At 68.7% G+C, this 26,654-nt stretch carries 23 protein-coding genes; 10 read left to right on the top strand and 13 right to left on the bottom strand.

What is annotated here, in order from left to right; genetic code table 11:
• Window positions 1–28: 28 nt before the first annotated feature.
• The 3 genes from G406_RS50385 (at window position 29) to G406_RS0127880 (ending at window position 3,721) form a co-directional block, all read left to right on the top strand.
• Entirely contained in the window at window positions 29–1,150 is a 1,122-nt protein-coding gene (locus G406_RS50385; RefSeq protein ID WP_169736799.1) for an FAD-dependent monooxygenase, read from the top strand.
• Window positions 1,151–1,913: 763 nt separating this feature from the next.
• Window positions 1,914–2,486 carry a TMEM165/GDT1 family protein gene (locus G406_RS0127875; RefSeq protein ID WP_028936309.1) on the top strand — a complete coding sequence of 191 codons (573 nt, stop codon included), beginning with the start codon at window positions 1,914–1,916 and terminating at the stop codon, window positions 2,484–2,486.
• Between the two features lie 131 nt (window positions 2,487–2,617).
• A complete protein-coding gene (locus G406_RS0127880) occupies window positions 2,618–3,721 on the top strand; it encodes a sodium:calcium antiporter (RefSeq protein ID WP_028936310.1) in 1,104 nt (367 codons plus the stop codon).
• Here the strand turns inward: G406_RS0127880 and G406_RS0127885 are convergent, their stop codons facing one another.
• Complete coding sequence (locus G406_RS0127885) at window positions 3,722–4,327, bottom strand: TetR/AcrR family transcriptional regulator (protein ID WP_028936311.1); 606 nt, start codon at window positions 4,325–4,327, stop codon at window positions 3,722–3,724.
• 123 nt (window positions 4,328–4,450) lie between these two features.
• Between G406_RS0127885 and G406_RS0127890 the strand changes: the two genes are divergently transcribed.
• On the top strand, window positions 4,451–5,200 hold the full coding sequence (locus G406_RS0127890) for an SDR family NAD(P)-dependent oxidoreductase (RefSeq protein WP_028936312.1): 750 nt from the start codon (window positions 4,451–4,453) through the stop codon (window positions 5,198–5,200).
• A 132-nt stretch (window positions 5,201–5,332) separates the two neighbouring features.
• On the opposite strand, the gene G406_RS0127895 is transcribed toward G406_RS0127890, so the two are convergent.
• Window positions 5,333–7,660 carry a molybdopterin-dependent oxidoreductase gene (locus tag G406_RS0127895; RefSeq protein WP_028936313.1) on the bottom strand — a complete coding sequence of 776 codons (2,328 nt, stop codon included), beginning with the start codon at window positions 7,658–7,660 and terminating at the stop codon, window positions 5,333–5,335.
• 144 nt (window positions 7,661–7,804) lie between these two features.
• Entirely contained in the window at window positions 7,805–9,922 is a 2,118-nt protein-coding gene (locus tag G406_RS0127900) for an alpha/beta hydrolase fold domain-containing protein (protein WP_028936314.1), read from the bottom strand.
• 77 nt (window positions 9,923–9,999) lie between these two features.
• On the opposite strand from G406_RS0127900, the gene G406_RS50390 reads away from it, so the two are divergent.
• Window positions 10,000–10,716 (top strand): TetR/AcrR family transcriptional regulator, encoded by a 717-nt coding sequence (locus tag G406_RS50390; protein WP_064743090.1) that lies wholly within the window; start codon window positions 10,000–10,002, stop codon window positions 10,714–10,716.
• On the opposite strand, the gene G406_RS0127910 is transcribed toward G406_RS50390, so the two are convergent.
• The gene (locus G406_RS0127910) at window positions 10,675–12,066 is read right to left on the bottom strand and encodes an LLM class flavin-dependent oxidoreductase (RefSeq protein WP_028936315.1); all 1,392 of its coding nucleotides are present in this window, start codon (window positions 12,064–12,066) and stop codon (window positions 10,675–10,677) included. The genes G406_RS50390 and G406_RS0127910 overlap by 42 nt on opposite strands.
• Window positions 12,067–12,599: 533 nt before the next feature.
• Window positions 12,600–13,667 (bottom strand): HlyD family secretion protein, encoded by a 1,068-nt coding sequence (locus G406_RS56160; RefSeq protein WP_051342770.1) that lies wholly within the window; start codon window positions 13,665–13,667, stop codon window positions 12,600–12,602.
• Between the two features lie 179 nt (window positions 13,668–13,846).
• Here G406_RS56160 and G406_RS0127920 point away from each other — a divergent pair, with 179 nt between their 5' ends.
• Window positions 13,847–15,400: an MFS transporter gene (locus tag G406_RS0127920; RefSeq protein ID WP_156935197.1), complete on the top strand. Its 1,554-nt coding sequence runs from the start codon at window positions 13,847–13,849 to the stop codon at window positions 15,398–15,400.
• Window positions 15,401–15,444: 44 nt separating this feature from the next.
• Window positions 15,445–15,927: a winged helix-turn-helix transcriptional regulator gene (locus G406_RS0127925; RefSeq protein ID WP_084216416.1), complete on the top strand. Its 483-nt coding sequence runs from the start codon at window positions 15,445–15,447 to the stop codon at window positions 15,925–15,927.
• A 115-nt stretch (window positions 15,928–16,042) separates the two neighbouring features.
• On the opposite strand, the gene G406_RS0127930 is transcribed toward G406_RS0127925, so the two are convergent.
• From G406_RS0127930 to G406_RS0127960, 6 genes are all read right to left on the bottom strand, one after another.
• Entirely contained in the window at window positions 16,043–16,945 is a 903-nt protein-coding gene (locus G406_RS0127930) for an ABC transporter substrate-binding protein (RefSeq protein ID WP_028936319.1), read from the bottom strand.
• A gap of 27 nt (window positions 16,946–16,972) precedes the next feature.
• Window positions 16,973–17,725: an ABC transporter ATP-binding protein gene (locus tag G406_RS0127935; RefSeq protein WP_028936320.1), complete on the bottom strand. Its 753-nt coding sequence runs from the start codon at window positions 17,723–17,725 to the stop codon at window positions 16,973–16,975.
• Window positions 17,722–18,573, bottom strand: coding sequence for an ABC transporter permease (locus G406_RS0127940; RefSeq protein ID WP_211241266.1), 852 nt, complete (start codon window positions 18,571–18,573; stop codon window positions 17,722–17,724). Before G406_RS0127940 ends, G406_RS0127935 begins: the two co-directional genes overlap by 4 nt.
• Window positions 18,570–19,595: an ABC transporter substrate-binding protein gene (locus G406_RS0127945; protein ID WP_028936322.1), complete on the bottom strand. Its 1,026-nt coding sequence runs from the start codon at window positions 19,593–19,595 to the stop codon at window positions 18,570–18,572. The genes G406_RS0127940 and G406_RS0127945 overlap by 4 nt, the downstream gene beginning before the upstream one ends.
• 219 nt (window positions 19,596–19,814) lie before the next feature.
• The gene (locus tag G406_RS0127955; protein WP_028936323.1) at window positions 19,815–20,687 is read right to left on the bottom strand and encodes a substrate-binding domain-containing protein; all 873 of its coding nucleotides are present in this window, start codon (window positions 20,685–20,687) and stop codon (window positions 19,815–19,817) included.
• Window positions 20,688–20,852: 165 nt separating this feature from the next.
• Entirely contained in the window at window positions 20,853–21,668 is an 816-nt protein-coding gene (locus tag G406_RS0127960; RefSeq protein ID WP_169736800.1) for an IclR family transcriptional regulator, read from the bottom strand.
• 243 nt (window positions 21,669–21,911) lie between these two features.
• Here G406_RS0127960 and G406_RS50395 point away from each other — a divergent pair, with 243 nt between their 5' ends.
• From G406_RS50395 to G406_RS0127975, 3 genes are all read left to right on the top strand, one after another.
• The gene (locus tag G406_RS50395) at window positions 21,912–24,293 is read left to right on the top strand and encodes a LuxR C-terminal-related transcriptional regulator (protein WP_051342771.1); all 2,382 of its coding nucleotides are present in this window, start codon (window positions 21,912–21,914) and stop codon (window positions 24,291–24,293) included.
• A 190-nt stretch (window positions 24,294–24,483) separates the two neighbouring features.
• A complete protein-coding gene (locus G406_RS0127970) occupies window positions 24,484–24,888 on the top strand; it encodes a hypothetical protein (RefSeq protein WP_156935198.1) in 405 nt (134 codons plus the stop codon).
• Complete coding sequence (locus G406_RS0127975; RefSeq protein ID WP_028936326.1) at window positions 24,888–25,118, top strand: hypothetical protein; 231 nt, start codon at window positions 24,888–24,890, stop codon at window positions 25,116–25,118. Before G406_RS0127970 ends, G406_RS0127975 begins: the two co-directional genes overlap by 1 nt.
• Before the next feature lie 425 nt (window positions 25,119–25,543).
• Here the strand turns inward: G406_RS0127975 and G406_RS0127980 are convergent, their stop codons facing one another.
• Both G406_RS0127980 and G406_RS0127985 read right to left on the bottom strand, forming a co-directional pair.
• The gene (locus G406_RS0127980; RefSeq protein WP_028936327.1) at window positions 25,544–26,155 is read right to left on the bottom strand and encodes a TetR/AcrR family transcriptional regulator; all 612 of its coding nucleotides are present in this window, start codon (window positions 26,153–26,155) and stop codon (window positions 25,544–25,546) included.
• A gap of 3 nt (window positions 26,156–26,158) precedes the next feature.
• The gene (locus G406_RS0127985; protein ID WP_028936328.1) at window positions 26,159–26,632 is read right to left on the bottom strand and encodes a nuclear transport factor 2 family protein; all 474 of its coding nucleotides are present in this window, start codon (window positions 26,630–26,632) and stop codon (window positions 26,159–26,161) included.
• Window positions 26,633–26,654 lie beyond the last annotated feature (22 nt).

The following is a 26,654-nucleotide window of genomic DNA, read 5'->3' on the forward strand; positions in this document are numbered from 1 at the left end:
GCGAATTGCCGGGAGAACAGGAAGAAACGTGACTACGAAGGTTCAGCGGGTGTTGGTATCCGGCGGGGGAATCAGTGGACTCGCGGTGGCTGCCGGGCTGGCTCGGTGCGGAATTGCCGTCGATATCATCGAAGCGCGGTCCGACCTGGCGATCGCGGGTATCGGGATCAGCGTGCCGAACAATGCGCTGCGAATGCTCAAGAACCTCGGTGTGCTGGACGACTGTCTCGCCGCCGGGTACGTCTTCGACGAGTACGTCAGGTGCGACGCGGCCGGTGAGCGGATCGTCGCGCTGCCGTGCCCCGAGTCGTCGGACGGTGTGCCCGGTTACCTGGGCCTGACCCGCGCGCGGTTCGCCGACATCCTGCGCGCCGCCGCGACGACGGCGGGCGCGAAGCTCGGACTGGGCGTCACGATCGAGGACTTCACCGAGGACGCCGGCGCCGCGCGGGTCTCGCTGAGCGACGGCAGACAAGCCGAGTACGACCTGGTGGTCGGGTGCGAGGGTCTGCGCTCGTCGCTGCGGACCCGCCTGTTCGGCGCCGCCGCCGACCCGGTGTTCACCGGCTACGCCTGCTGGCGCGCGAAGCCGCTGATCGAACGCAGGGTGAGCGCGATGACCAAGTTCGCCGGCGCCACCACCGACGCCGGCCTGGTGCCCATCACCGACGACGAGATGTACCTGTTCCACGTCACAGCGGAGCCGGGCAACCCGTACCACGAGCCGAGCAGCTGGCGTGACCTGCTCGGACAGCGGCTGGAGGAGTACACCGGCGTGATAGCGGACGTGCGCGACAACCTGCCGGCGGCCTCGGAGATCGTCTACAGCCCGCTGTTCGAGGTGCACCTGCCGCGGCCGTGGCACACGGACCGGGCCGTCGTGATCGGTGACGCCGCGCATGCCGTCGTGCCGCATCTGTCCCAGGGCGGGGCGCAGTCCCTGGAGGATGCGGTGGTGCTCGCCGAGGAGCTGACCCGGCGCCCGCTCGCGGAGGCGCTGCCCGCGTTCATGAAGCGTCGCTTCGATCGGGCGCGACACGTTCAGCAGCTGTCGTCGACGGCGTTGATCCGGGAGATGGCGGGACAGCATGCCGGTGATCTTTCCCGCGAGATGGCGTCGACCAGGGAGTACCTCGATCTCCCGGTGTGATCACGGGTGTCTTCGTGGCTGGTCTTGCTGGGTGCATCCCCGCTGGCTTGTCGGTGCATCCCCGCTGGCTTTCAGTGTGCTTGGCGTGGCCGCCCGCTATCAACCCCCGGCTGGCGCCGGCCTCGCGCGGGTTCCTGGTTGCGCGTAGTTCGGGGGCGAGGTTTCAGGGTTGACAGCGGGCGGCCACGCCAAGTGCTTAGCCAGGATCGCGGGGAAGGGGGTGGTGTGCGTGCATGCCGTAGGTGGTGGCGTGCCGATGGCGCTTTCTTTGCGCATTGGACTGCGCCCTCGCGCGATCGCGTAGCCCCAGGAGTCTCTGTGGTCACTTCTGTCACGCCTCGCAGAGCTTCGTGTTGCGTCGCAGATGTTGGAACATGTGCGACGCGACATGAGCCTCTGCGAAGTCGCTCCGGGCGTTACGCGTGTGACTGGTGGGGTGATCTTGGGCGCGCCGGGCACGTGCACACAACGAGCGTGGTGCATCCAGAGACCGTGAGGGGCGCGGCGCAGCCGTGACCTGCAACAGCGCCGCAGAGCTTCCCCATCCCCGCGATACTGGCCGGCACTTGGCGTGGCCGTCCGCTGTCAACCCTGAAACCTCGCCCCCGAGGCAGCGCAACCAGGAGCCCGCGCGAGGCCGGCGAAGCCGGGGGTTGATAGCGGGCGGCCACGCCAAGCACACTCGATGGCCAGCGGGGATGGAAACCCACCCGGGACGATGCGCCAGGTTGTGGTCAGACCAGTCGAGGTCAATGATCCCCTCGTGCTTGTACTGGTAATCACGTTCGCGGTCGTCGCCCTCGCGGAGCTGGCGGACACCAGCGGGCTCGCGACACTGGTCCTCGGTGCCCGGTTCCCCGCGCGGTGGGTGCTCCTCGGGGTCTGCGCGGGCATGGCAGTGCACGTCGGTGTCGCCATCGCGGCGGGCAGTCTCGTTGCGCTGTTGCCGGAACGGCCACTCGAAGCCGTTCTCGCGGTGATCTTCCTGATCGGTGCCGTGCTGCTGCTGCGCGGGGACGACGATGACGACGAGCCGAACCTGGAGGAGACGCGCCCCACGAAGTGGCGCGTCGTGGCGACGAGTTTCGGGATCACCGTGCTGTCCGAGTTCGCCGACCCCTCGCAGATCGTGATCGCCACCCTGGCCGCGCGGTACGAAGCCCCGCTCGCGGTCGGCACGGGCGCGCTGCTCGCGTTGTGGGCGGTGTCCGCGCTCGCGGTCTTCGGGGGGAGCCGGATCCAGCGGCTGGTGCCGGTGCGTTGGGTGATCCGGGTGGCCGCCGCCATCCTGGTGGTCCTCGCCGTGCTCAGCGCGGTGGATGCGATCCGAGGATGACCGCTCCGCGCCGTTTCGCTGACGAACGGTAGCTCAGAGGGATCGGCTGCCGACCCATTGCGGGTTCGGGTGGTGTCGGTCACCATTAAATCGTTTGTCTGACAGCGTCGTCGGCTAGCGGGGGTTGACCTGTGATCTCGATCATCGAATTCGTCCTGGGTATCGCGGTTCTGGTGTACAGCGCCGAGAAGCTGATCGCCTATCTGGTCGGCGTCGCCAGTAGATGGGCGGTCTCGCTGTTCCTCATCGCGGTCGTCTTCACCGGGATCGAGTTCGACGACCTCGCCTACGGGATCGTGCTGAACGTCGACGACGTGAAACAGGCAGCTCTGGGCACGGTGATCGGGACGACGATCGCGATGCCGGGGATCGTGCTGGCGCTGGCCGCGATCATCGCTCCGTTCCGCGTCGACGTCCCGAAGGACTACCTCGCGTTGTTCGTGGCCGGGCCGGTGGTGATGCTCGCCCTGGCCCTCACCGGTGCCCTGACGCTGGCGACGGGCGTCGTGCTCGTGGTCCTGTTCGTGGCCTTCGTCGGCTGGATCGGGTACCGCGAGTACACCTCGCGCCGTCCGGTGTTCCGCAACGCCGAGGTCTACGAACAGCTGGAGAAGGTCGGCGGGGGCGCTGGAGGCGCCGCGACGATGACGGAGTCCGGAGCCCGCGGCCCTCAGCCGGGCCCGCCGGGTGGTGGTTCGGGCGGATTCACCCTCCCCACCGACCTGCGCATCGACCAGGGTTTCCTGAAGGCTCGCCAGCGGTCTCCGTGGGGCAGCCTTGCGCTCGCTGTGCTGGCGTTGGTCGGGCTCGTGGTGGGTGCCATCGTCGCGGGGCAGGGGACGGACGGAATCCTCAATACCTTCGACATCGACGGCACCGTCTTCGGCGTGACCATCGCGACGCTGGCGCTGTCCCTCGAGGACATTTTCCTCACGGTCGAGCCGGTACGTCGCGGCGTACCGGAGATCGGCGTCGCCAACGTCATCGGCAGCGTGATGTTCTCCGTCACCGGCAAGCTCGGGATCGTCCTGCTCGTCGGCGGAGCGATCACCGTCGACGACGACGTGCTGTCCTGGCATCTCCCGGTCCTGCTGGTGATGACGGTGCTGTCCGCGCTGTTCCTCGCCACCGGACGGATGCGACGCTGGCACGGGGTCGTCCTGCTCGCCCTGTACATCGCCTACTTCGTCATCAGCCTGGTGGCGTTCGGCGGGGTGCCCATCGACACCGACTGATCACGGCGACTCCGGGCTGCCCGCCGGGATCGCGCAGACGGCTACCTCCACCATCCGCTGCAGGTCCTCGCGCGGCACACCGCTGGCGGCCTGCACCGCTATCCCACTGGCCACCGTGGCGACGAACCGGGCGAGCGTCGCCACGGCCGCGCCGTCCGGCAGCTCACCGTCGGCGGCGGCGCGTTCGAACCGCGGCACGAGCAGTTCGTAGACCGCCAGGCGGCGGGGCGACAGCAGGTCCACAACGTCGCGGTCGGAGTCCCCGCAGGTCATCGCGGCCTGGATGTTGAAGCAGCCGGCGGGCCAGGTGTCCGAGGTGTTGGCGGTCGCCAGACTGGTGAGCAACTGCCGAACCGACTCCCGAAGCGAGGGGCAGTCCAACGCATGGTCGGTCTCACGCCGTAGGAGCTCGGTGTAGCGGTCGGCCGCTCGCTCGAACAGCTTTCGTTTGTTGCCGAAGGCCGCGTACAGGCTCGGCGCGCTGATGCCCATCGCCTGGGTGAGGTCCACGATCGAGGTGCCCTCGTAGCCGTGCCGCCAGAACACGTCGAGGGCACGGTCCAGCGCCAGCTCGACGTCGAACTCCCGGACCCGGCCGCGAGGCATCGGCACCTCCTCTTGAACGATCACTAGCCTAGTCGACCCTCTCCTCTGTAGCGATCGCTAGGGTATTGCTGCTAGTTTCACCATAGTGACCGATACATTGAACATTCAATAGAAGAGGACATGATGAGCTCACTCGAAGGCAAGGTCGCGGTGATCACCGGCGGCAGCAGCGGTATCGGGCTGGCCACGGCCGAGCGGTTCGTGGCCGAGGGCGCGTACGTCTTCATCACCGGCCGCCGCGCTCCCGAGCTGGCGACGGCGGCCGCGCGGATCGGTCGGAACGTGACGACCGTCCAGAGCGACATCAGCGACCTGGCCGACCTGGATCGGCTCTACGACACGGTGCGTACGGAGAAGGGCGGGTTCGACATCCTGGTGGCGAACGCCGGGGTCCAGGAGCTGCGCCCGCTGGCCGAGGCGACCCCCGAGCACGTGGACAAGCTCGTGGGGGTCAACCTGCGCGGCACGCTGTTCACCGTCCAGAAGGCACTGCCACTGCTGCGCGACGGCGGTTCGATCGTGCTGATCAGTTCGACGGCGGATCGCGTCGGGATCCCGGAGTACACCGTGTACTCGGCGGCCAAGGCCGCGCAACGGTCGTTCACCCGCAGCTGGGCGGCAGACCTCGCCGGTCGCAACATTCGGGTCAACGCGGTCAGCCCGGGACCGATCGACACCCCGATGATCGACGACATGATGGGGTCGAAGGAGAAGGGCGACGCGATGCGCGCGACGTTCTCCGAGGTGCTGCCGATGCGACGCATCGGCAGGCCCGAGGAGGTCGCGGCGGCGGCACTGTTCCTGGCCTCGGACGAGGCCAGCTTCACCACCGGCGCCGACATCACGGTCGACGGGGGCCAGAGCCAGCTCTGACCACGATCAGGACCGGGCAGCGCCCAGAGGCCGATCCCGCCCGTGTCGCCTCGCAGAGCGTCGAGTCGCGTCGCGGATGCCGCAGTGTCTGCGATGTGACATGACGCTCCGCGAAGTCGTGTTCGATGTCGGTCAGGGTCTGGCGGCTCGAACGAGGTCGCGGACTCGGCTGCTGTCGTATTCGGCGGCGGCGCGCTCGGACTCGGTCACCGGCTCCAGGCGGACCGGCATGTCCTTGTGGTGCGGGGTGCCGGCGATCGGGTCGCGGTCCGCGGCGTCGGTGATCAGGTTGATGCGCGGCCCGTTGACGACGCGCCCGCCCCGGCCGTCCGGGTAGGACATGCCGAACCCGTGCGGCAGAGCGAGCTGCATGGAGCGCAGGCTCTCGTCCGCCTCGGTCCGCACCACGATCCGGCCGACCCGGGTGGCCACGGCCACCCAGTCGCCCGGGTCCACGCCCACCGAGGCCAGGTCTGCGGCGCGAGCGCGCAGCGCGCCCTCCGGGTCGGTGCGTCGCCACGCGGGCGCACGCAGGATCTGGTTCGCGTTGTGGGACCGTCGTTGCCCGTTGATCAGGGAGAACGGGTAGGTGGCGTCCGTCTGCTCGGTCGAGGGGTCGAGCGCGCCCAGCCAGTCCAGCAGCTCCGGCACCGCGAGCTGGATCCTGGGTCGGCGGACCAGGTCCCACACCTCGCTGTACTCGTGGGTGCTGAACGGCGTGCCGCTCGGGCTGTCCAGGATGCGGGCGAACAGCTCCTCTCCGAGATCGGCACCGACCGCCGAGGAACCCAGGGCTCGCTGGATCGGCACGGTCATGGTGGCGGCGGCCCGGTGGCAGCCCGCCCACAGCGGCGCCATGGGCGCAGCGCCGTCGGGCAGGACCGCGCCCAGCGTTCGGTACAGGAGCACCGGGGCGATGGCCGCCAGCTCCGGCCGGGCCTTCATCAGGCGGGCGACGGCGGGGAGCAGTCGTGTCCGATCGGAGCGGGCCGTCTCCGTGAGCTCCGCCAGTTGCTCGGTGGAGGGCAGCGCACCGAGGGCCTCGAACAGTCGGCTGTAGATCTCGGCCTCGACCAGGGTCCCCGGCAGCGGCTCGAACAGCGGGCGACGGATCTGGAAGTAGTTCGTCGGCCACTCGAAGTTGAAGAGGGTGAACTCCCACTTCTCGTGCTGCGACGACGCCGGCAGCACGTAGTCGGCCAGTGCGGCGGTCTCGGTGTATGCCACGTCGACCACGACCGACAGCTCGGCCTCGAGGACGGCGCGCTCCACCGAGGCGGTGTCCGCGTAGGTGTTCGCCGGGTTGGACGACTCCACCCAGAGCACCCGGGCGCGGTGCGGATGGTCGGCGAGGACCTCCTCGGCCATGGTGTTCGACGGCAGCAGGCCGCCGATGTACTCGAAACCGCTGACCTCCGACCGCTCACCCCGCGAGTTGCCCCACAGCGGCACCAGCCAGGAGTGCAGGTTGTTCGTGCCTTCCCGGCCGAAGTTGCCGGTGACCAGGTAGAGCAGTTTCTCCAGGTAGCTGTTCAGCGTGGAGTGCCTGCCCTGTTGGACACCCAGCTCGACCCGCACGGTCATCGCGCGAGCGGCCAGGATCATGTCCACCGCGCGCTCCACGTCGGCACGGTCCAGCTCGGTGTGCGCGATCCACTCGGTTACGGGCACTTGGCCCAGCGCGGCCGCGACCTCGTCGAACCCTTCAGTGTGTGCCGCGAGGAACTCCTCGTCCTGCCCGCGCCGTTCGAGGATCAGCGCGATGATCGCGGCGAGCAGGTACGCGTCGGTGCCCGGGCGCAGCGGGAGGTGCAGCTCGGCGATGTCGGCGGTCTCGGTGCGCCGAGGGTCGACCACGATGATCGTGCGGTCCGGGTCGTTCTTGATCGTGTTCAGTGCGTGCCGGGCGTTGCTGAACCCGTGTGCCAGCCAGGGGTTGCAGCCGATCACGAACAGCAGGTCGCATTCCTCGACACCTTCCGAGGTGTGGCAGGTCTGCGAGCCGAACATCTTGCCGTTGACCCAGAAGTCACCGGTCTTCTCCTGGGACAGTGCGTTGTAGTAGCGGGTGGAGTTCATCCACTTCATCAGTGCCGTGCCGTAGCCACCGCCGGAGTGGTTGCCCTGCCCTCCACCGCCCACGTAGCTGAACGAGCCCGGTCGACCTGCCTCGGTGTCCGCGTCCCGGATCGCCGTGAGCCTGGCTGCGATCTCCCGCAGCGCGGTGTCCCAGCCGATCGGCTCGTGGCCGCCCTCCGGCAGTCGGCGCAAGGGTGTGGTGAGTCGGTCGGCGTGGTCGCCGTACCAGGTCAGGCGTTGCGCTTTCTGGCACAGATAGCCCGCTGAACGTGGGTGGTCCTTGTCGCCGCGGATCCGGGTGATGGTGCGACCGTCCAGCTGCATCTCCAGGCCACAGTTGAGGTAACAGAGGCTGCACGCCGTCTTGTGCCAGTCGCTCACCGGGATTCCTCCAGCAGAGTTGCATGGTTGAACTCACCCACAGGGTTGCGTAGTCGAACCCAGCTGTCAATCGAAGACCCGTGAGTGGCGAGTGGTCCTCTGGGACCACTCGCCACTCACGGGTCCTGAGCAGGGGTGATCGGCTCAGCTGAGACCGTCCGCCCACTGGCGGACCTTGTGCAGCACCTCGCCCGCCTCGGGCAGGAACGGGAAGATTGTGAATACGTGGACCGAGTCGTCGACCAGTTCCAGGGTGACCTCGACGCCCGCGTCCGCCGCCTTGTCCGCGAAGCGGGTCGTGTCGCTCTCGAGCACCTCACCCTCGGCCGCCGCGAGGAACAACGGTGGCAGACAGCCGAGATCGCCGAAGTAGGGCGAGACCATCGGGTCGGTCGGCTCGTGCCCCTGGAAGTAGGACGCCCCGAGCTGGGCCAGCGAGTCCCGGTGGGCGGCCGGATCGTTCCCTGAGTTGGCCTCGATGCTGGGGCCACCCAGCGTGAGATCGGTGAACGGCGAGACGGCGAGAATGCCGGCGGGTGAGGGCAGTCCGGCGCGCTGGACGGCCAGTCCGAGTGCGAGTGCGAGCCCGCCACCGGCCGACTCACCGCTGAACAGGATGCGCGATGGGGCGTGGCCCCGGTCGAGCAGCCCTCGGAAGGCCGCGAACGCGTCATCGATCGCGGCCGGGTACGGATGCTCCGGGGCGAGGCGGTAGCCGACGGTGAAGCACTCCGCCCCCAGGCTCTCGGCGAGCCGTCCGGCGTACTCGGTCGAGCCGAGGGCCGAGCCGAACACGTAGGCCCCGCCGTGGAAGTGCAGCACGGCCCGCCCGGCGTCGGGAGTGCGCAAGCGGATCGCCGGTACGCCGCCCAGCTCGACGGATGCGCTGTCGAACGAGCCGGGCGCGGGGAAGTTGGTGGTGAGGAACCGCTCGTAGGCAGCGCGCTGGCCCAGATGTCCCAGCGCGATGTCCTCGGCGGTGATCGCGCCCTTCCAGAGATCGAAGGCGCGCTGGCTCTCCGGTCGGCCCATTCGTCTGCCCTCCCGCGACGAGGAGAGCCCGAGCACCTCACCGGCCGGCTGCTGGGCCGCGGCCAGCTCGTCGTGACCCCATGCGAACTCCCACGAGGTCAGCGCCAGCGGGTCGATGCGCTGCAGACCCTTCCACCGGCCGTTGCGCCAGGTGACCGACTGCTCGTCCGGCTCGTGCGACATCTTCACCGCGAACCGCGCGCCGGCCTGAATCCGGGTCGTCCTCGGTCGCCGCCGCTGCTCGTACTCGGCCAGGGCGACGCCGACACCGCCCGTGCCGTGCCGCGCGAGGCACGTCGCCAGCGTCCACGCGTCCTCCATCGACTGGCAGGCACCCTGCGCGAGATACGGCACCATCGCGTGCGCGGCGTCACCGAGCAGGCTGACGCGGCCTTCGGTCCACCGGTCCAGGGGGTCGCGGAAGTACATGCCCGTGATGAAGCTGGAATCGATCGCACCCAGCAATGCCGCCACCGTGTCGGTGGAGCCCGCGAACGATGCCAGTAGCTCGTCGATGTCGCCGCTGTCGGTCCACGACTCGCGGTGGACCTCGGTCGCCGGCACCGCCGCCAGGATGCTGTAGAGGTCCTTGCGCACCCAGTACGAGATGACGTTGCGCCCCACCCCGAACCAGTTGTTGCCCGCGATCGGCAGATCCAGTCCGGCCAGCCGGTCGGCGGGCACGAGCGCGCGCCACATCAGGATGTCGGCGAACCGCTTCGCGCCCGCGCCGAAGGTCAGGTCGCGGACCGCGGAGTGGATGCCGTCGGCCCCGATGACGGCGTCGCCGTGCCACCGCGCACCGGAGCGCAGCGTGACCGTCGCGCCGCTCTCGTCCTGCCGGACGGCGACACACTCGGCACCGAGTGAGAGAGAGCCCTCGGGGAGTGCCTCGGCGAGGAGCCGGACAAGGTCCGCACGGTGCACGTTGTACATGGGGGCGCCGTACCGCTCGGCGGCCGCGCGCCCGAGCGGGGCGGTGTACAGCAGCTCGTTCGTCACGATGTCGCGGTACGCGTAACGCTCGGGAACGGTGGCGACCTCGGCGAGGCGGGCTTCGAGTCCCAGCGCGCGCAGCACCAGTGTTCCGTTCGCGGCGATCTGGATACCGGCGCCGACCCCGCTCAGTGAGGGCGCCTTCTCCAGGACCACCGCGTCGATGCCGTGGTGCCGCAGGGTCAGAGCGGCGGTCAGGCCGCCGATACCGCCGCCGACGATGATGACGCGCATGGTCCGACGCTAACATTAACTAAGACAGACCGCTTAGTTATGAGCTGCTGGTCGGCCGACACGGGAGGAGGGTGAGCGTGCCGGGAACCACCAGGCCACACCGCTCGGACGGCGCCGAGACCCGTGCGCGGCTGAAGTCGGCCGCGCAGCGGTTGTTCGCGACCAGAGGGATCGACGGGGTGACCGTGCGCGACCTCATCGCGGCCGCGCGGCAGCGCAACAACGCGTCGCTGAGCTACTACTTCGGCTCGAAGGAAGAGCTGGCGCGAGAGCTGATCATCGACGGCGCGAGGATCCTCGACGCCCGCCGCCGTGAGATGCTCGGTGCGCTGGAGGACGCCGATCGGGAGCCGACGGTGCGCGAGATCCTCGAGGTGCTCAGCGTGCCGGTGGTGGAGCTGTCCGCCGATCCGGCCCAGGCGAGCTATCTGCAGATGATCGCCAACCTGGAGCTCAACGATCGCGCCTTCGTCCGTGAGACGCTCGGCGACACCTGGAACCACGGGTACCGCCGCTGCGTCGAGTACCTGCTGCTACTCATCGCGGACGTGCCGAGGCCGATCCTCGAGCAGCGGATCTCGCTCGTTGTGATCTACCTGAACGCGGCGGGCGCGGCCCGGGAACGATCGCTCGCCTCACCCGGGGGGAGCCGGCTCTGGTCGGCCCCGTACGCCATGTCCAACGTCCTGGACACCATCCAGGGGATGCTCGAGGCGCCACCGAGCGAGCAGACCCGCGCCGCCGCGGGTGAGTCAGCCCGGGATGGTGGAGGCCGGCCCGCCGACGCGATATGAGGCGCCCCGGTGCTCGTCCGGGAGCCGGTCGCCCCGGCCGAGCAGCTTGTGACGCAGCGTGCCCTCGACGTACTCGGTGGGATAGGCGCCGCGCCGCTGCAGCTCCGGGACCAGGTGCTCGACGAGGTCGACGAACGTGCCCGGGGTGATCGCGTAGGCCAGGTTGAACCCGTCCACATCTGTCTCCTCCACCCAGGACTGCAGCTCGTCGGCGACGGTCGCCGCCGAGCCGACCACCCGGGGACCCATCCCGCCGATACCGCCCCAGGCCGCGATGTCGCGTACCCGCCAGTCCCGGCCGTCCGGATCGGCCTGGGAGAACGCCGCCACCGCGGACTTGATCGCGTTGCTCTCCACGTTGCCGATCGACTCGTCCAGGTCGTAGCGGGACAGGTCGATGCCCATCCAACCGGACATGAACACCAGTGACCCCTCATCGCTGGCGTAGGACTGCAGCTGGTCGTGCTTGGCGTGCGCGGCCGCGTCCGTCGCGTCGGTGATCACCGTCTGGAGGTTGAAGATCCGGGCGGAGTACGGGTCGCGTCCGGCCTTATGCAGCAGGTCACGGATGTCCGCCACGGTCTCCTTGAGCAGCGCCTTCGTGGGCGCCGCCGTGAAGATCGCCTCGGCGTTCTCGACCGCGAACCGCCGCCCTCGCGGTGATGCGCCTGCCTGGTAGATCACCGGCGTGCGCTGCGGCGAGGGCTCGGCCAGGTGGATGCCCGGCACGGTGAAGTGCTTGCCCCGGTGTCCGATCGGGTGGACCCGCGCCGGGTCGGTGAACACCCCGCGCTCGCGGTCGCGGATCACCGCGCCGTCCTCCCAGGAGCCCTCCCACAGCTTGTACAGCACCTCGAGGTACTCGTCGGCGTGGTCGTAGCGGTCGTCGTGCTGCGCCTGGTCGTCGTGGCCCATGTTGCGCGCACCGGAGGGTAGGTAGCCGGTCACCACGTTCCAGCCGATCCGTCCGCCGGTGATGTGGTCCAGCGTGCTCATCCTGCGGGCGAACGGGTACGGGTGCTCGAAGCCGGTCGCGGTGGTGATGCCGAAACCGAGGTGCTCGGTGACATGGGCCATGGCCGAAGTGAGCAGCAGCGGATCGTTCACCGGAACCTGCGCGGCCTGCCGGATCGCGGCTTCGTGCGAGCCTGCGTAGACGTCGTAGGTGCCGAGCACGTCGGCGATGAACAACCCGTCGAACAGGCCGCGTTCGAGCAGCTGGGCCAGGTCGGTCCAGTAGGACAGGTCCTTGTAGCGGGCGGACTGGTCGTCCGGGTGGCGCCACAGGCCGGGGGACTGGTGCGCGACGCAGTTCATGTCGAACGCATTGAGCCGGATCTGACGGGTCACGGGGTACTCCGAGGTGAGTGCGAACGGGACGGCGGTCGATCGTCAGGGACGACAGGCCGTGCTGGACACCCGGCAGGTGTCCACATGCAGGCGATGACAGCAGCCGCACACCCGGTAGAAGGAGCCGAACCCGTGCACCGGTCCACGATAGGCAGCCGGAACGTTACCGTGTCAACAACGGACCCCGGGATGTGACGCGGGCCGCAACCGAGGTCACCACCCGCCGATCGGGGCAACCGGCGACGGTGCCGGCTGGGAGGCGAGTCGTGGCGCACCACCGTGAGTCGTCTCGGTGACATGGGTTGCCGGGCCGCGGTCGATGAGCAGGCGCCGACCACCTGTCCTTCACCGGAGTGATCCCGAAGGGGCGCAGCTCGTTGTCGTAGACGCTGGTCGGTACCCGGGAGCGCTGACGGGTGCGGGTGACGAGACAGTCCCGGGCGACCTCTCGGGACACCTGTTCGATGCTCAGGACGCTCTCGAAGTCGGGCAAACCCTCTACGTGAGCCGGGCGTGTCAGCGCGGGGGTGAGGTCACTTGCGGATGTGTGCGACGACGTTCATGCCGGGGGAGAGGACGTGGCCGGCGGTGTCCAGGAGCGCGATCTTGACCGGCACATACTGGATCACGGCCTGGGGAGTGGACGGGTCGGCGGCGCCGGGAACCGACGCGGTCCTCAGCGGGCTGGCCGTGGAGCTCTGCACGACCTGCACGATGCCGGTCATCGGCGTGTCGGGGAACGCGTCGACCGTGAGGTCCACGATCGCCCCGGGCGCCACCGCTTCCACGTTGTCCTCGTTGATCCGGGCGGTCACGTAGATGCGCGACGGGTCGTACGCGGTGGCCAGGTTGGTGCCCGCCTCGACGTAGGCGCCGTCCACCACGTTGTCGACCGCGACCGCCCCGGCGCCGGGTGCGCGAACCGTGCGCATCGGCCGGGCTCCGCCGCCGACCGGCCTGATGCGACCGACGATCTCGTTGCCGCTGACCTGCGAACCCTCGGTGAGCGCCCAGTTCGTGACCACGCCGGACACCGGCGCGTTGATCTCGATCCGGTCGCCGTCGACCGTGGCGTTCTCGGTGGACACGTAGTGGCTGCTGTAGAGCAGGTAGTTGCCGTTGAAGCCGCCCAGTTCCACAAGGCTCACCACCGCGACCACCGCGAAGATCACCCGCGTGGGCTTCGGGATTTGGCCGACCCGGTCGACGCGCTCGGCTCGCGGCCTGGCCGGTGCGCGGTCGATGGTCGGCCGGACCACTCGTAGCGCCAGGACCGCGAACACCGTCCAGACGCCCCCGGCGACACCGGCGTTGATCAGCGTGGACAGCAGTGGCCTTCCCGGCACGACGAACAGGTCGGTGGTGCCGAGTGAGAGCAGGCTCGCGGCCCGGTCCAGTAGCTCCGGTGTTCTCGTGAGTGACGGGAGAGCGGCGAGGGCTGCTCGCATGACGATGACGCCGATCGTGAGCGTCGCGACGGCGAGAACCGCCACCGTTGCGACGCGTCGTGCGAGGTGCCGCCCGCGCGGTTCGGTGTCTTCCTCCCAGTGCTCGGTCCACTCGACGGACAGTCGGGGAAGGAGATCCTGTTCGCCTGGCACTGTCGTCCACCGCCCCTCGTCGCCGCCCACCGGGAGTGTCGGCCCGCAGACGAAGCTACTCCTGAAATGTAAGTAGTAGCAAAACAGATGCGACTTGAGTCACTTGGTGTTCCGCTCCGGCACCTACTTCAACTATGCATGTACTTGCTATTTCGTAGTTAGCCGTGTTGGGGGGCATCGTGAGCGTTTCGACCGAGCAGGCACCCGCGACGGAGTCGCTGACGGCCACCGGCACTCCGGCCGCCGAACACTGGCTGCTCTGTGCGGTGCTGGTGGGGGTCGGCATGTTCCTGTCGATCTTCAACTCGCTGGGGCTCAACGTCGTCTTCGCCGCGATCCAGAAGGAGTTCCTGGCTCTCACCCAGGACATGCAGTGGGTGGCCACCGGCTATCTGCTCACGATGGGTATCGCGATCCCGTTGAGCGTCTGGCTGGCCGACCGGCTCGGGCTGCGCCGGCTGTACATGCTCATGCTGGGCATGTTCGCGGCGACGTCACTGCTGTGCGCATTCGCGGACAGCCTGCAGACCCTGGTCCTGCTTCGTGTGCTGCAGGCGATACCGGGAGCGCTCGTGCCGGTCACCGCGATCACCCTGCTCGTCCGCCTCACCCCGGTGGCGCGGATGCGGACCGCGATGTGTCTGTACGTCGGGGGAGCTGTGGCGGGTATGGGTTTCGGCCCGCTGCTGTCCGCCTCGCTCACCGACAGTCTGAGCTGGCGGTGGGTCTTCGCGGTGGAGGTGCCGATCTCGCTGGTTGCGCTGGTGATCGCGGCGGCCGTGCTGCCCACGCTCGCCGGCAGGCCGGACCGTCATTTCGACGTCCCCGGATTCGTCACGATCGCGCTGGGCCTGTGCGCCATCATGCTGGCGATCTCCCAGGGGCAGCTGTGGGGTTGGACCAGCTACAAGGTGCTCCTGCTGCTGGCGGTCGGGACCAATGCGCTGGCGCTGTTCGTCGGAATCGAGCTCTGGGTGGAGCAGCCGCTGCTGAACGTCCGGGTCTTCGCGCTGCGGTCGTACGTGATCGCGCTGGTCATGGTCGAGCTGGTGTTCACCGGAATGACGCTGTCGCTGTCCGACCTGTCCGCCTTCCTGCTCAAGATCCAGGGCCTGACCTCGACGAACACCGGCCTGGACACGGTGCCGGCCGGGTTGACCTTCATGGTGATGTCCCTGTGCGCGGTACTGTTCGGTCACCGGCTCGGAGCACGGTGGCCGGTCATCATCGGCATGGCGACCATGGCATGCGGCATGCTCATGCTTTCCCGCGTCACGGTCGACATCCCGCGATCACAGATGATCGTCAGCGCCTGCGTGGTACTCGCGGGTGCCGGGCTGTGCCTGGTGCCGGTGATGGGTTCCATCGTGACGTCCTTGCCGCCGGACCAGGTCGGCGACGGCACCGTCCTGCGAGTCGTGGTGCAGCGGATCCTCGCGCCGCTCGGTCTGACCGCGTTCACCGCGTTCGCGACGGTCCAGCAGGCCGGGCTGTTCTCCAACCAGACCGGTTTGATCCAGTCGGGCAACGGCGGCGCCACACCGGAGGTGACGCAGTTGCGGGAACACGGACCGCAAGCCCTCTCGGCGCTGGCCCAACGCCTGCAGCTGATGGCGCAGGCGCATGCGCTCAGTGAGGTTCTGCTGGTCGTCGGCTCGGCACTGGCGGTGGCCGCCGCGACGGTTCTGGTGTCCGGCTGGGGTCGCGCGCCGCGACTCGAGGCCGGAAACTAAGTACTTCACTGTCACAAGTACTTCCATGTCGTTAGATTGGGGTCATGGCGACCACGAAGAGCACCGGGGCAACACGCCGGTCCGGCGAGCCGATCGCCGACGCGGGTCAGCGGCTGTTCAAGCTGGTGAGCGAGCGGTGGAACATCCTCATCCTGCGGGAGGTGGCGTTCGGCACGAACCGATTCGGTGAGTTGCAGCGTGCGCTGTGCATCGCCCCCAACGTTCTGACCAGCAAGCTCAACGCCCTGACCGAGGCTGGTCTGTTGGAGCAGCGGCCCTACCGCGACGACAAACCGTGGTACGAGTACCACCTGACCAAGGCCGCGATCGAGCTGACCCCCGCTCTGGTGATCATCGCTCGGCTCGGCGACGCGAGCCTCGGCGCGCCGGAGGGTCAACGCCGCGAGGTTCGGCACACCCGCTGTGGCCAGGTCGCCCACTCGGTGCTGACCTGTTCGGCCTGCCACGAGGAGCTGACCCCGACCGAGCTGAGCTACGTGGAGAAGAGCGAGGCCACCGACGGGTGAGCGCCGGCCCCCCTCGTGAGTGTTGAGTCTGGCTATAGCCACACTCAACACTCACGAGCCCTGGCCACGGCTGTTGCTTCGGTTCGGTCGTCCGCGACGTGGTGCGCGGGATGTCTCAGACGGTCACCAGGTTCTTCACCACCGAGTCGTAGGTGTTGGTCTCCTCGATCAGGCCCCAGGAACGCATCCAGTCGTAGGTGCGCTGGAACTGGTCCTGCGGGTACGGGGCCGGCTCGACGTAGCGCAGCCGCCCGAGCGGGATGTCTTCGGGCGTGAGCGAACCGAGCTCGGCGGGGATCTCCGCCAGCAGGTGGTGCAGGTAGGGCCTCGGGTTCTCGTTGATCTTCTGCACCGCCTTGACGACCGCCCGGTTGAGCGCGGCGTAGGTGACCGCGTCGACCTCAGGGCTGGCGATCTCCGCGCCGACGTAGTACGCCTCGGCCAGCACCTTGAAGCCCTGCTTCTCGGCCAGGGAGATCCAGGGTTCCATCAGCGCGGCCGCCGCGATCGTGCCGTCCCGCAGCTGCTCGAAGCGGATCCGGGGACCTCCGACGTGCACGACCTTGATCTCGTCGCGGGGCAGGAAACCTTCCAGGGTCTGCAGCGCGACGTAGTGGGAGCCGTGGTGGAAGTTGACCGCCACCTCCTTGCCTGCCAGGTCCTGCGGGTGGTTCTCCGGGGCGTCCGGGCGGACCATGATCGCCTGGCTGTTCACCGCGGCGCGCTTGCTGACGACACGACCACCGACGGTGGTGTCCTGGGTGCGACGGATCTGGCCCCACTCGCACGCGCGGTACAGGGACGCCTCGCCGCTCTCGAAGTGGGACTTGGTGGACCCGAACGAGCTGAGCAGCTCGTGGTCCTCGAGCGGCGAGATGCCGGGTGTGGCGTAGTCCTTGGTCACGAACTCGACGTCGACACCCTCCTCATCGAAGAACCCCTCGTCCTTGGCGACCAGCTGGGGCAGGGAGAACACCAGGGACAACAGCTCCATGGTTACTTTCGGTCGTGCGCTCATCGGTCCCTCTTTCCTGGGTGAACGGATCTAGCCGAGTGCGGAGACGATCTGGGTGTGCAGGTCGAACAGGTACGGGTCCTCCGGGGACCGAGGGCGATCGCGGTCGACCCGGTACTCCGCCGCGATGCGGGCGGGACGTCCGGCCAGCACGATCACCCGGTCCGCGAGCAGCGCGGCCTCGAGCGGGTTGTGGGTGACGAGCAGGCCCGTGCGGGGCCGCAGCATCCACAGGTCCTGCAGGATCAGCCGCAGCTTCCGGGCGGTGAGCTCGTCCAGTGCGCTGAACGGCTCGTCGAGCAGCACCAGGTCCGGCTGCACGGCGAAGGCACGGGCGACCGCGACCCGCTGGCGCTGGCCACCGGAGAGCACCGTCGGGAACGAGCCGCCGTACTCGGTCAGTCCCACCGACTCCAGCGCGGCGTCAGCGCCCGCCGGGTCCAGCCCGGCGGCGTCCAGCGCGAGGGTGACGTTCTCCCGGACGGAGAGCCAGTCCAGCAGCCGGGGCTGCTGGAAGACCACACCCAGCCGGGGATCGGAGCTGTCCGAAGGCCGGTCGGTCCGGACCGTGCCGGCGTCGGGGGTGACGAGGCCGGCGACCAGGTGCAGCAGGGTTGTCTTCCCGGTTCCGGATGCACCGACGACGGCGACGAGCTCGCCCTCGGCGACCGTCAGCGAGAAGTCGGCGAGCACGCGCTGCGGGGTGCCGTTGCGGGCGTCGACGAAGGTCTTGTCGATACCGTCGAGCCGGACCCGAGCGGCACCGCGAGCCGGGGCGCTCATACCGACACCGCCTTGCGCCACCGGCTCGCCCTACGTTCGAGGCCCTGCAGGATCCCGTACTCGAGGACGGCCATGACGAGGGCGAACAGCAGGGTCCAGGCGAGTACCCCGGCGACGTTCTGTGAGGCGAACTCGTTGTTGAGCTGGTAGCCGACGCCGCTGGACATCCCGAAGACCTCGACGAGCACGATGACCTTCCAGCCCAGTGACAGACCCAGCCGTGCGCCGCCGAACAGCGACGGAGCGAGCGCGGGCAGCCACAGCCTGCGCAACCGGGTGCGCAGCGAGAAGCGGTAGATGTGTGCCATCTCCAGCAGGTCCGGATCCACCGAGCGCGTGCCCTGGTAGATCGTGAGGATCAGCGCGGGCGCCGCGGACAGTGCGACGGCGGCGACCGGGTTGACCAGCGCGATGCCGAACCAGATGACGCACAGCAGTGCCCAGACCAGGCCCGGGATGGTCAGCCCGAGCAGTACCGCCGGTTCGAAGAACCGGCGGGCGAACTCGTTGCGGCCCATCGTGATGCCGACGACGACGGCGACGACGAACGCGCAGACGAACCCGAGTGCCACCCGCAGCACGGTGATCCCGAGCTGCTCGGCGAACGAGCCGTCGGCCACGATCTCGACGAGCTGTCCGAGGATCGCCGGGACGTCCGGCACCAGCAGGCTGTGCAGCGCGATGGCCATCACCTGCCAGGCGGCCGCCAACAGCGCGAGGAACAGGACCGAGGGCAGCGCGCGGCCCAGCCGCCGAGCCCGGTTCGGTCGAGCTCCGGACGGCGGGCTCGATGCGGGCGTGGTGCCCGGCGCGGTATCTGGGCGCTGATCGATGTGCACTGAGGTCATGCGGGCGCTCCGAGGTTGATCCAGGGGTCCTTGGCCGGCTGGGCCTTGACGAGGCCGACGCTCTGCGCGACCTGCAGCTGGCGGCGGAGGTTCGCGAACGTGGTCGGTCCCCACTCGACGGGGTAGATGTCCGGGAGCCGGGTGGGCAGCAGCTCGATGGCGGCACGTTCGGTGGCGGGGATGCCGTAGGCCTCGTGCAGGTCCGCGAGCACGCTCGGCCGGTCGTGCACGATCCGGTGCGCGCGCAGCCGCAGCTCCGCAAGCGCGGCCGCCACCGGCCGGTTCTGCTCGACCCACGCGCGGGTGCTTCCCTGCGCGTTGAGGAACAGGGTGTTGGGGTCCTCGCCGGTGCCCTGGGACCACAGCTGCCCGACCGTCGCGATCTGGCGGGCCCCTCGCGCGACGAGCCGTGTCGCGTTGGGCTCGATCGTCACGATCGCATCGACGTCACCCCGGTCGAACAGCGCCAGCCCGGCCAGGACCGCGCCGGGGAACAGCTGGTAGTCCTTGGTCAGCTCGCTGCCGTTGACCGCCGCCGCCAGCTGGGTGGACCGGAACGCGTCGCTGTTGTTCGGCGGTGTCGCGACACGTTTACCGCGCAGGTCCGAGGGCGTGCGGTAGGGGCTGTTCTCCGGTACGAGCCAGCGGACGTGGTTGTTCAGGCTGGTGCTGAACAGCACGAGATCGGCTCCGGCCTCACCGGCGACCGCCGCGCCGAGCGGGCCCATGCTGGACACGTCGAGTGCGCCGGAGAGCAGCTTGTTCTGGACGTCGCCCGGCCCGGTCCCGGCGACATAGGTCAGGTCGAGGGCACCTAGGAGCCCGTTCTGCTCGGTGATCGGCCGGATGATCGCGCCGGCCGTTCCGGCCTGGGTGTCCTCGACGCGGGCCGCCAAGGTGCCGTGACCGCCGGACGGGGAACCGCACGCGGCCAGGAAGGAGGTCGCGGCGGCGCCGGCAAGGCCGAACAGCCCGGCGCGCAGCACCGTCCTGCGATCGTGCAGGTGGGCACCAGGGGACATGAGGGCTCTCCTCGGAGAAAGGCGTACGGGCGCGCGGGCGCGCGCCGCCACGCGCCGGGAGCGGGCACGGCGCGGCGGGTCTGAAAGGTCGATCGACGGCGCGGTCCAGCGACCGCGGTGTGCAGAGGGCTCAGTGGGCCGGACAGGTCCCGCCGTTGATCAGGAACAGGTCGACGTGACGGCGCCGGGTCAGCAGCGGCGAGAGGGGGGAGCCCGTGCTCATCGCATGGCCCGCAGGGTCTCGTACCCGGTGCGGCCGTCGGTGAGCCGCCAGGAGCGCATCCACGCGTAGGTCTCGGTGAACCGGCGCTCGGTGAAGGGCGCGATGTGGGTGTAGCGGTAGAAGTCCGGACGCAGGTCGGCCGGATCGAGCCGGCCGGCTAGCTCGCCCGCGATCATCGGCGCGTACCGCTGACGGTCGGAGTTGATCAGGTCGACGGCCTTGTCGACGGCGGAGGTGTAGGCGTCCTGCTGTTCGTAGGACAGGTGCGGTGCGATGACCTGTGAACCCCGGTAGGTGTAGGTGCCCAGGATGTGGGCGCCGTGCTTCAGCGCGAGGCTCAGGAACGGCTCCATCAGCATCGTGGCGCGCAGCTCACCGGCGAGCAGCCGGTCGAGGCGGACGATCGGGGAACCGATGTGTTCCAGGACGATCCGTTCGCGGGGCACCGTGCCCTCGAGCAGGTGCAGCGCGGTGTAGTGCGAGCCGGTGAAGGTGTTGACCGCGACCGGGACGCCGCCCAGGTCGTGCGGCTCGTTCAGGTCGTCGTCGAGGCTGACCAGCGCCTGCGCGACGACCGCTGCTCGCAGGTAGCCGATGCGTCCGCCCCGGGTGTCTCGTTCCAGCCGGTCGATGCCGCCCCATTCGCAGACGTTGTAGATGTCCGCCCTCGCGGCCGCGAACAGCGACTCCTTGTGCCGGGCCGCCGGATCCTGCTCGGTGGGGTTGGCGGTGTCCTCGGTCGTGGCGAAACGGACGTCGAGGCCCACGGCCTCGAACAGGCCTTCTCGTACCGCGATGAGATCGGGGAGATCGAACACGACGTGGTTCGGCGACACCACGATGGTGTCCGGGGCGTCCGTTCTTGCCATCTGGTGCCGCCTCCCCACCGGGTCCGGGCGACCGGTCAGGCCGCCGACTCGATGGTAAGCATGTTGACCGATCCGGTCAACAATAGCTTTGCAGGATGCGGGAACTGCTCTCGCATCCTGCAAAGCGGCGCGTTCGCGCAGGTCAGACGACGAGCGGTGGTGAGATCACAGCTCACCGAAGGCTATCGAAACTGGCAAACCCTCAAGTGCGTCGGCGGCGGACCGGACGATGGAGCCGAGCGTGTCGAGCTGTGCCTCCGGCATCCGGGAGGCCGGGCCCTGGATCTCGACCCCCATGCGGACGAACTCACTGGCACCCAGCACCGGAGCCGCGACCGCCCGCAGCGCGGGGTCGTGCGGGTCATCGAGGACCGCGTAACCGCGGAACTGGATGGCCAGCAGGTCGATCTCCCTCGCCCAGGTCGAGGCGACGGGCCCGCCGGGGGCACCCGCGTCTCCGGCGCGGGTCAGGACCGTGGCCGCCTCGGCGATCGCGTCGGGTCCGAACGCGACGATCGCGGCGCCGATCGCCGAGTCCAGCAGGGGGATGCGCGTTCCGGGGCGTCCGGTGTAGCGCAGTGACCGGGTCGAGGGAACCGACAACAGGATGAGGACCTCGTCGCCTCTGCGCATGCCGATGCTGGCCGTCTCCCCGGTACGGTCCGCCAGCTCCTTGAGGACGTCCGCCGCCTCAGGGACGCCGGAGGTGTCCAGGGCCTTGCGGGCGAGCCGCAACAGCACCGGGCCGGGCAGGAACCGGTCGTTGTCCGGGTCCCGGCACAGCAGGTTGCCGGAGGTCAGAGTGTGTGCGAGCCGGTGGACGGTGCTGACGGTGAGGTTGGTCCGTTTGGCGATCTCGGTGGTGGTGAGGCCGTGAGGGCTGTCGACCACCGCGCCCAGGACCGCGGAGGCGCGAGCCACCGACTGAATCTCGGGGCTGCGCGGCGGTTCGCCGGATCGCCCGGCTCTCGGAACGGTCACCGTGGCCGCCGCGGCCGAAAGGACCTGCTCATTCCGGAAAGAGTAGACGCCGGGTGCGTCGGTCCGCACCATGCCGGACCGCGGCTCACCGGCCCGGCGCGCGTCCGGAATACCCGGACCGCAATCCCGCGGTGATCGAAAGGACGTGTTGTATCGTGCGGCGGTGACGCGACTGGCGATTTCCAGAAGAGGGAATGGGCTGCCGGGCAGGAGCGCGCCGGCGTGCACTGTGAGGCTTGATCAGTGTTAACAGTCACGTCCCGTGGTGTTCTGCCGGCCGAGGTCACCAGCTTTGTGGGGCGCAGCCGGGAACTGAAATCCACGCGGTCGTTGATTGCGGCGTCGCGGTTGGTCACGTTAACCGGGGTCGGTGGCGTCGGTAAGACCCGACTTGCGGTGCGCATGGCCATGGAGGTCGAGCGCGCGTTTTCCGGCGGCGTGCGGTTCACCGATCTGACGAATGTGCCCACCGGCGCGAACTCCACCGCATTGTTGCAGGTGATTGCGGGAGCGTTGGAGCTCGACAACTTCTCGGCCCGCCCGATGCGGGAGACAGTGATCGACCATCTGCGGACCCGACACTGCCTTTTGGTGATCGACAATTGTGAACATGTCGTCGACACGGTCGGTTCGGTCGTCGCGAATTTGCTCGCCGAAGCGGAGAATCTTCATGTTCTGGCGACCAGCCGGGAAGTGCTGGGGTGCGCCGGTGAATATGTGGTCGCGGTCCGTCCGCTCACCGTTCCGGACGCTGCTGACTCGGCACCGGGATCACCGGACGGCGAAGCGATGGAGTTGCTGAGGCATCGGGCGGACGCGGTCGGCGCGCCCATTCAGGAGTCGGACTTCGTGGCCGCCTCGGAACTGTGTCGGCAACTGGACGGTCTGCCACTCGCGATCGAGCTTGCGGCGAGCCGGCTCAACATCTTGTCGGTGAGCGAAATACTGGACCGCCTCGACAACCGCTTCGGCCTGCTCTCCGGGATTCGTCACGGGCCGGTGGCCCATCAGACGCTTCGGCGGGTGATGGATTGGAGCTACCAGCTGTGCAGCATCCAGGGCAGGTTGTTGTGGGAGCGGGTCTCGGTGTTCGTCGGCGGATTCGACCTGGCTTCGGTCGAAGCGATCTGTACCGGCGACGGAATTTCCCGCGAGGACGTACTGGAGACCCTCGCCGGGCTGGCGCGTCAATCGATACTCACGGTGGACCGGGGTGATGGGCGCAGCCGGTACCACTTATTGGAGACATTACGTCAGTACGGCCTTGAAATGCTGTCTCATCGCGGAGCCGAGGAGATGTTCAGGCGCCGCCATCTCGACTACTTCCACGAACTGGCGATGAGGGCCAGTCGCGATTGGTTCAGCCCCCGGGAACTCGACTGGTTGCGCTGGGGCCGGGTCGAGATGCCGAATTTGCGCGCGGCCATGGATATCAGCCTGATGGGCGGGCAGGGAACCCAGGGACTCGAGATCGCGATCGGTCTGACGCAACTCCGTCTCTGGTACATCATCGGTTGGCCGGGTGAAGGTGTGTCGCGCCTGAAGCTGTTGGCGCAGCAGGATCCTGAACCGACGGGCGTGCTCCGCGTGACGGCGTTGGGGCACGCCGGTTGGATCAGCCTGGCCCAAGGCGATCCGGAAGCGGCCCGGGAATTCTTGGCCGACTGCCAGCCGATGGGCGAGGAACGGCCGCAGGAGTCCCCGACGGTGGATTTCCTCGAAGCGGCTTTCCTGCTCTTCGTGGACAATGACGCTCGCTCTATCACGATGCTCGAGGAACTGTTGCGGAAGCTGCAGAAGGCGGGCGCACCGGATGCGGTCACCGCGCGGATCGAATCCCTGTGGGGAATCGCGGCCTGTTTCCTCGGGGACCGCACCGTTGCGATCGAGGCGTCGGAGCAACATCTGCGGAACACGAAGGAACACGAGGCGGAATGTGCGATCTCGTGGGCGCTCATGAATGTGGCGATAGCCCAGATGCGGCATGGAGATCCCAACCGGGCTCTGACCATCATGCGCGAGGTCGTCTACCGGCAGAGCGATATCGGCGATCGCTGGGGGACGTTGTGGGCGGTGCACGGCGTCGCGTGGGCGCTGGCCGCCGGAATTCGGACGACCGAGGGCGGGAAAGAGGCCGAATCGCGGATCGCCGAGCAGGTCGCTCGTATGCTGGGCGGTGCGCAGAGGCTTCGGGCATGGACCGGTGTCGTGGCGGGCGGCATGTTCAAGGACGCCACCGCCACGGCCGAGGGTGTTGCGCGGCGCCTGCTCGGTGAGCGGCGGTATGCGCAGGCCTTCGAGGAGGGCAACTTCCCCGACGCTGGCCGCGCGTACGCGGAACAGCAGATCTTATTGCTAGCGCAAGGGAATGGTGCCTCCGCGCCGGCTGAGACGACCCAGCCCACTGTTCCCGAGCAGCCGCGGGAGTTGCCGGGTGAGCGACTCACCGCGCGGGAGCTCGAGATCAGTGGTCTGGTCGCCCGCGGTTGGGGGAACGACGAGATCGCGCGGAACCTGGTCATTTCGAGTCGGACCGTGCATTCCCATGTCGGAAATATTCTGAAGAAGCGCGGTCTGCGCAACCGAAACGAAATAGCTGTCTGGTACATCAAGCAGTACGGCTAGGGTCTGTCTCGCGCACGGTGAGACGCGGGCGGTGTGCACTCACGGTCGACGGGCACGCTCCGGGCATGCGACGAGCCACGTAGGCATGGATCTCGGTAATTTTGCCGATGCCCGTCGGGCGCCGATGCTCGATCATGATGCGCATGGTGAGTGGGCCCGCGTGTGCGGCGTTGCGGTCGGCGGTGGCGTGATGGCCATGACAGGCCCGATGGTGACGTTCCGTGTTGTCGTCTATGCCGACGTCGGTGCGACGAGGTGTGCCGAGTGGATCGCTACGGCGCAGTTCACCGAGGAGGAGTCGGCTCGATGGTTCGCCACCATGCAGCTGCTCGACGTCTACCGGCGGCCGGATCGCGTGAAGGACAACTCGCACAACTACTGGTGTGAGGTCGCGCGGGGCCGTTACGCCGACGCCGGTGAGCTGAACCAGCAGGGCGGGTTCAACTTCGACGCGCAGTGGGTCGCCGATCATGGCGGCGCCTACGTGGATGCGGCGTACCTGGACAACGAGTCCGGTGAGGTCTCCTGGGATGCCGGAGTGCGGCGTGCGTCCTGGCCGTTCCCTCGCCCGGCACTCGTGGCGCCGCCGCTGTGATGCTGGGTGTTCGCCTGGCCGATCCCGCCGGCTGGGTGCAGAGCCTCGGTGTGGTGCCGACCGGCGACCCGGATGCCGCGAGCCTGGCGAACGTCGGCCGGGTGATAGGTCTGGTGCGCCGGAACGCGTCGCTGACCGGCGTCGGCCAGCGCCTGCTCGTCGACCTCGACGGGCGTGACTGTCAGGAATGGTCGTTGTCGCCTCGGGACGTCCCAGCGATCCCGAGGTAGTCCAGCAGGTCAGCCGGGTGCGGCGCACACCCGGAGAGCTGCGTGTGCCGCGCCCCGCGTCGCTGCCATCCGACGCGGGTGCGCGGCGTTCTCCGTCGCACGCGACACCAGCTCGCGCTGACCTCCCGCACGCTGCACGAAGCTCACTGGCGCTGCCCGAGTCACGTCGCAGAGCATCGTGTTGTGTCGCAGATGCCGCAGTGTCTGCGACACGACCTGGCCCTCTGCGAAGTCTCGCTCGCTGCGGCCCGTTGCCTGGCGACCTGCGGGAGTCCGTGCGTGCTGGCTGATGGCGCCAGTAGCAGCCCGTGAGTGGCGGGGCCGCCCATGACCGGCCGCAACACTCACGGGGTCAGCCGGGGCGGATCACGAGACTCTCGCCGGCATGGGGTCGGCCGAGTCATGGCAGCCGGCCGAGGGCTCCGCTAGGCGGGGTGACGCGCGAGCGAGGCGAGGATGATCTCCCGCGCCGCGCGGACCGTGTCCTCGAAGGCGGCCGGGTCCCGGCCGACGCGCTCGGCGCCCGCGCGCATGGCACCGGACAGCAGCTCCACCGTGAGACGCACGTCGCCGACGTCGCGGAACTCACCGCTCGACATGCCGTCCCGGACGACGTTCTCCACCTGGACCACGATCGCGTGGAACGGGCTGTCCGGCCCCTTCGGTACCTCGGCGACCAACGGGCCGGAGCCCGGCCGGAACATCAGCTGTGCGGCCTGGTCGGTGGACGTCTCCAGGACCGCTTCGATGATCGCAAGCATGCGTTCGGTCGCCGGCACCCCGGACCGTGCGGCGATCGAGGTGACCTGGTCGAGCATGGGCCGGCTTGCTCGCCGGGCCAGCGCCAGGACCAGCGCACGCTTGTCGCGGGCGTAGTTGTAGAGCGTGTTCCGCGCAAGCCCCGTCTCGGCCGCGATGTGACCCATGGTGATCGAGTCGTAGTCGCGTTCGAGCAACAGCCGCCGCATCGCCTCGGCGAGGTCGGCCCACACCATCTCGTGGTGCTCTTCGATGCTGGCTCCCCGGATCCGCGGCATCCGTCATCCTCCCTGCGCCGTGGCCAGGGCACTGCTCGACAGATGCGGGTTCTCCTGGTGGGTGAGGGTGAGCGCGACGCGGTCGAGGCGCCAGCCCTCGGCCGTGCGGACCGCGGTGTTGTCGTAGAAGCCGACCACCAGCCAGCAGCGGGGGCCGTCACCCGCGAGCTCGTCCGGGACCCAGTGTTCGGCACGGACGTGTGCGTGGATCGTCGCGCGGTCACCGTCGAGCTCGATGACATGGCCGGTGATGGCGTGGTGGGTCGCGGTGTAGGGCGCGAAGCTGCCGCGCAGGACCTCGACGTAGTCGCTGAGCGGCACGGTCATGGGCGGCATCCCGATGACGGACTCGAAGTCCAGCGTCAGCGGGTCGGTGAAGACCAGGCCGGGCAGCTCGCTGAACTCCTTCAGGTCCGCGATGTCGGCGTACCGGCCGAGCAGCTCGATGAGTTCAGCGCGATCAGCGAGCGTGTCCACGGCGAAATCCTCTCTTTTGACG

It is taken from the genome of Actinospineispora spinosispora DSM 44797, from assembly GCF_000429025.1.
GTDB lineage: Bacteria > Actinomycetota > Actinomycetes > Mycobacteriales > Pseudonocardiaceae > Pseudonocardia > Pseudonocardia spinosispora.

Excerpts from the sequence above, each read along its gene's own strand:
- G406_RS0127885 (WP_028936311.1), bottom strand. The coding sequence starts at position 4,327 with ATGCCTCGCGGCCGGGTCCGGGAGTTCGACGTCGAGCTGGCGCTGGAC.
- G406_RS0127890 (WP_028936312.1), top strand. The coding sequence starts at position 4,451 with ATGAGCTCACTCGAAGGCAAGGTCGCGGTGATCACCGGCGGCAGCAGC.
- G406_RS0127900 (WP_028936314.1), bottom strand. The coding sequence starts at position 9,922 with ATGCGCGTCATCATCGTCGGCGGCGGTATCGGCGGCCTGACCGCCGCT.
- G406_RS0127925 (WP_084216416.1), top strand. The coding sequence starts at position 15,445 with ATGGCGACCACGAAGAGCACCGGGGCAACACGCCGGTCCGGCGAGCCG.
- G406_RS0127930 (WP_028936319.1), bottom strand. The coding sequence starts at position 16,945 with ATGAGCGCACGACCGAAAGTAACCATGGAGCTGTTGTCCCTGGTGTTC.
- G406_RS0127935 (WP_028936320.1), bottom strand. The coding sequence starts at position 17,725 with ATGAGCGCCCCGGCTCGCGGTGCCGCTCGGGTCCGGCTCGACGGTATC.
- G406_RS0127940 (WP_211241266.1), bottom strand. The coding sequence starts at position 18,573 with ATGACCTCAGTGCACATCGATCAGCGCCCAGATACCGCGCCGGGCACC.
- G406_RS0127945 (WP_028936322.1), bottom strand. The coding sequence starts at position 19,595 with ATGTCCCCTGGTGCCCACCTGCACGATCGCAGGACGGTGCTGCGCGCC.
- G406_RS0127955 (WP_028936323.1), bottom strand. The coding sequence starts at position 20,687 with ATGGCAAGAACGGACGCCCCGGACACCATCGTGGTGTCGCCGAACCAC.
- G406_RS0127970 (WP_156935198.1), top strand. The coding sequence starts at position 24,484 with ATGGCCATGACAGGCCCGATGGTGACGTTCCGTGTTGTCGTCTATGCC.
- G406_RS0127975 (WP_028936326.1), top strand. The coding sequence starts at position 24,888 with ATGCTGGGTGTTCGCCTGGCCGATCCCGCCGGCTGGGTGCAGAGCCTC.
- G406_RS0127980 (WP_028936327.1), bottom strand. The coding sequence starts at position 26,155 with ATGCCGCGGATCCGGGGAGCCAGCATCGAAGAGCACCACGAGATGGTG.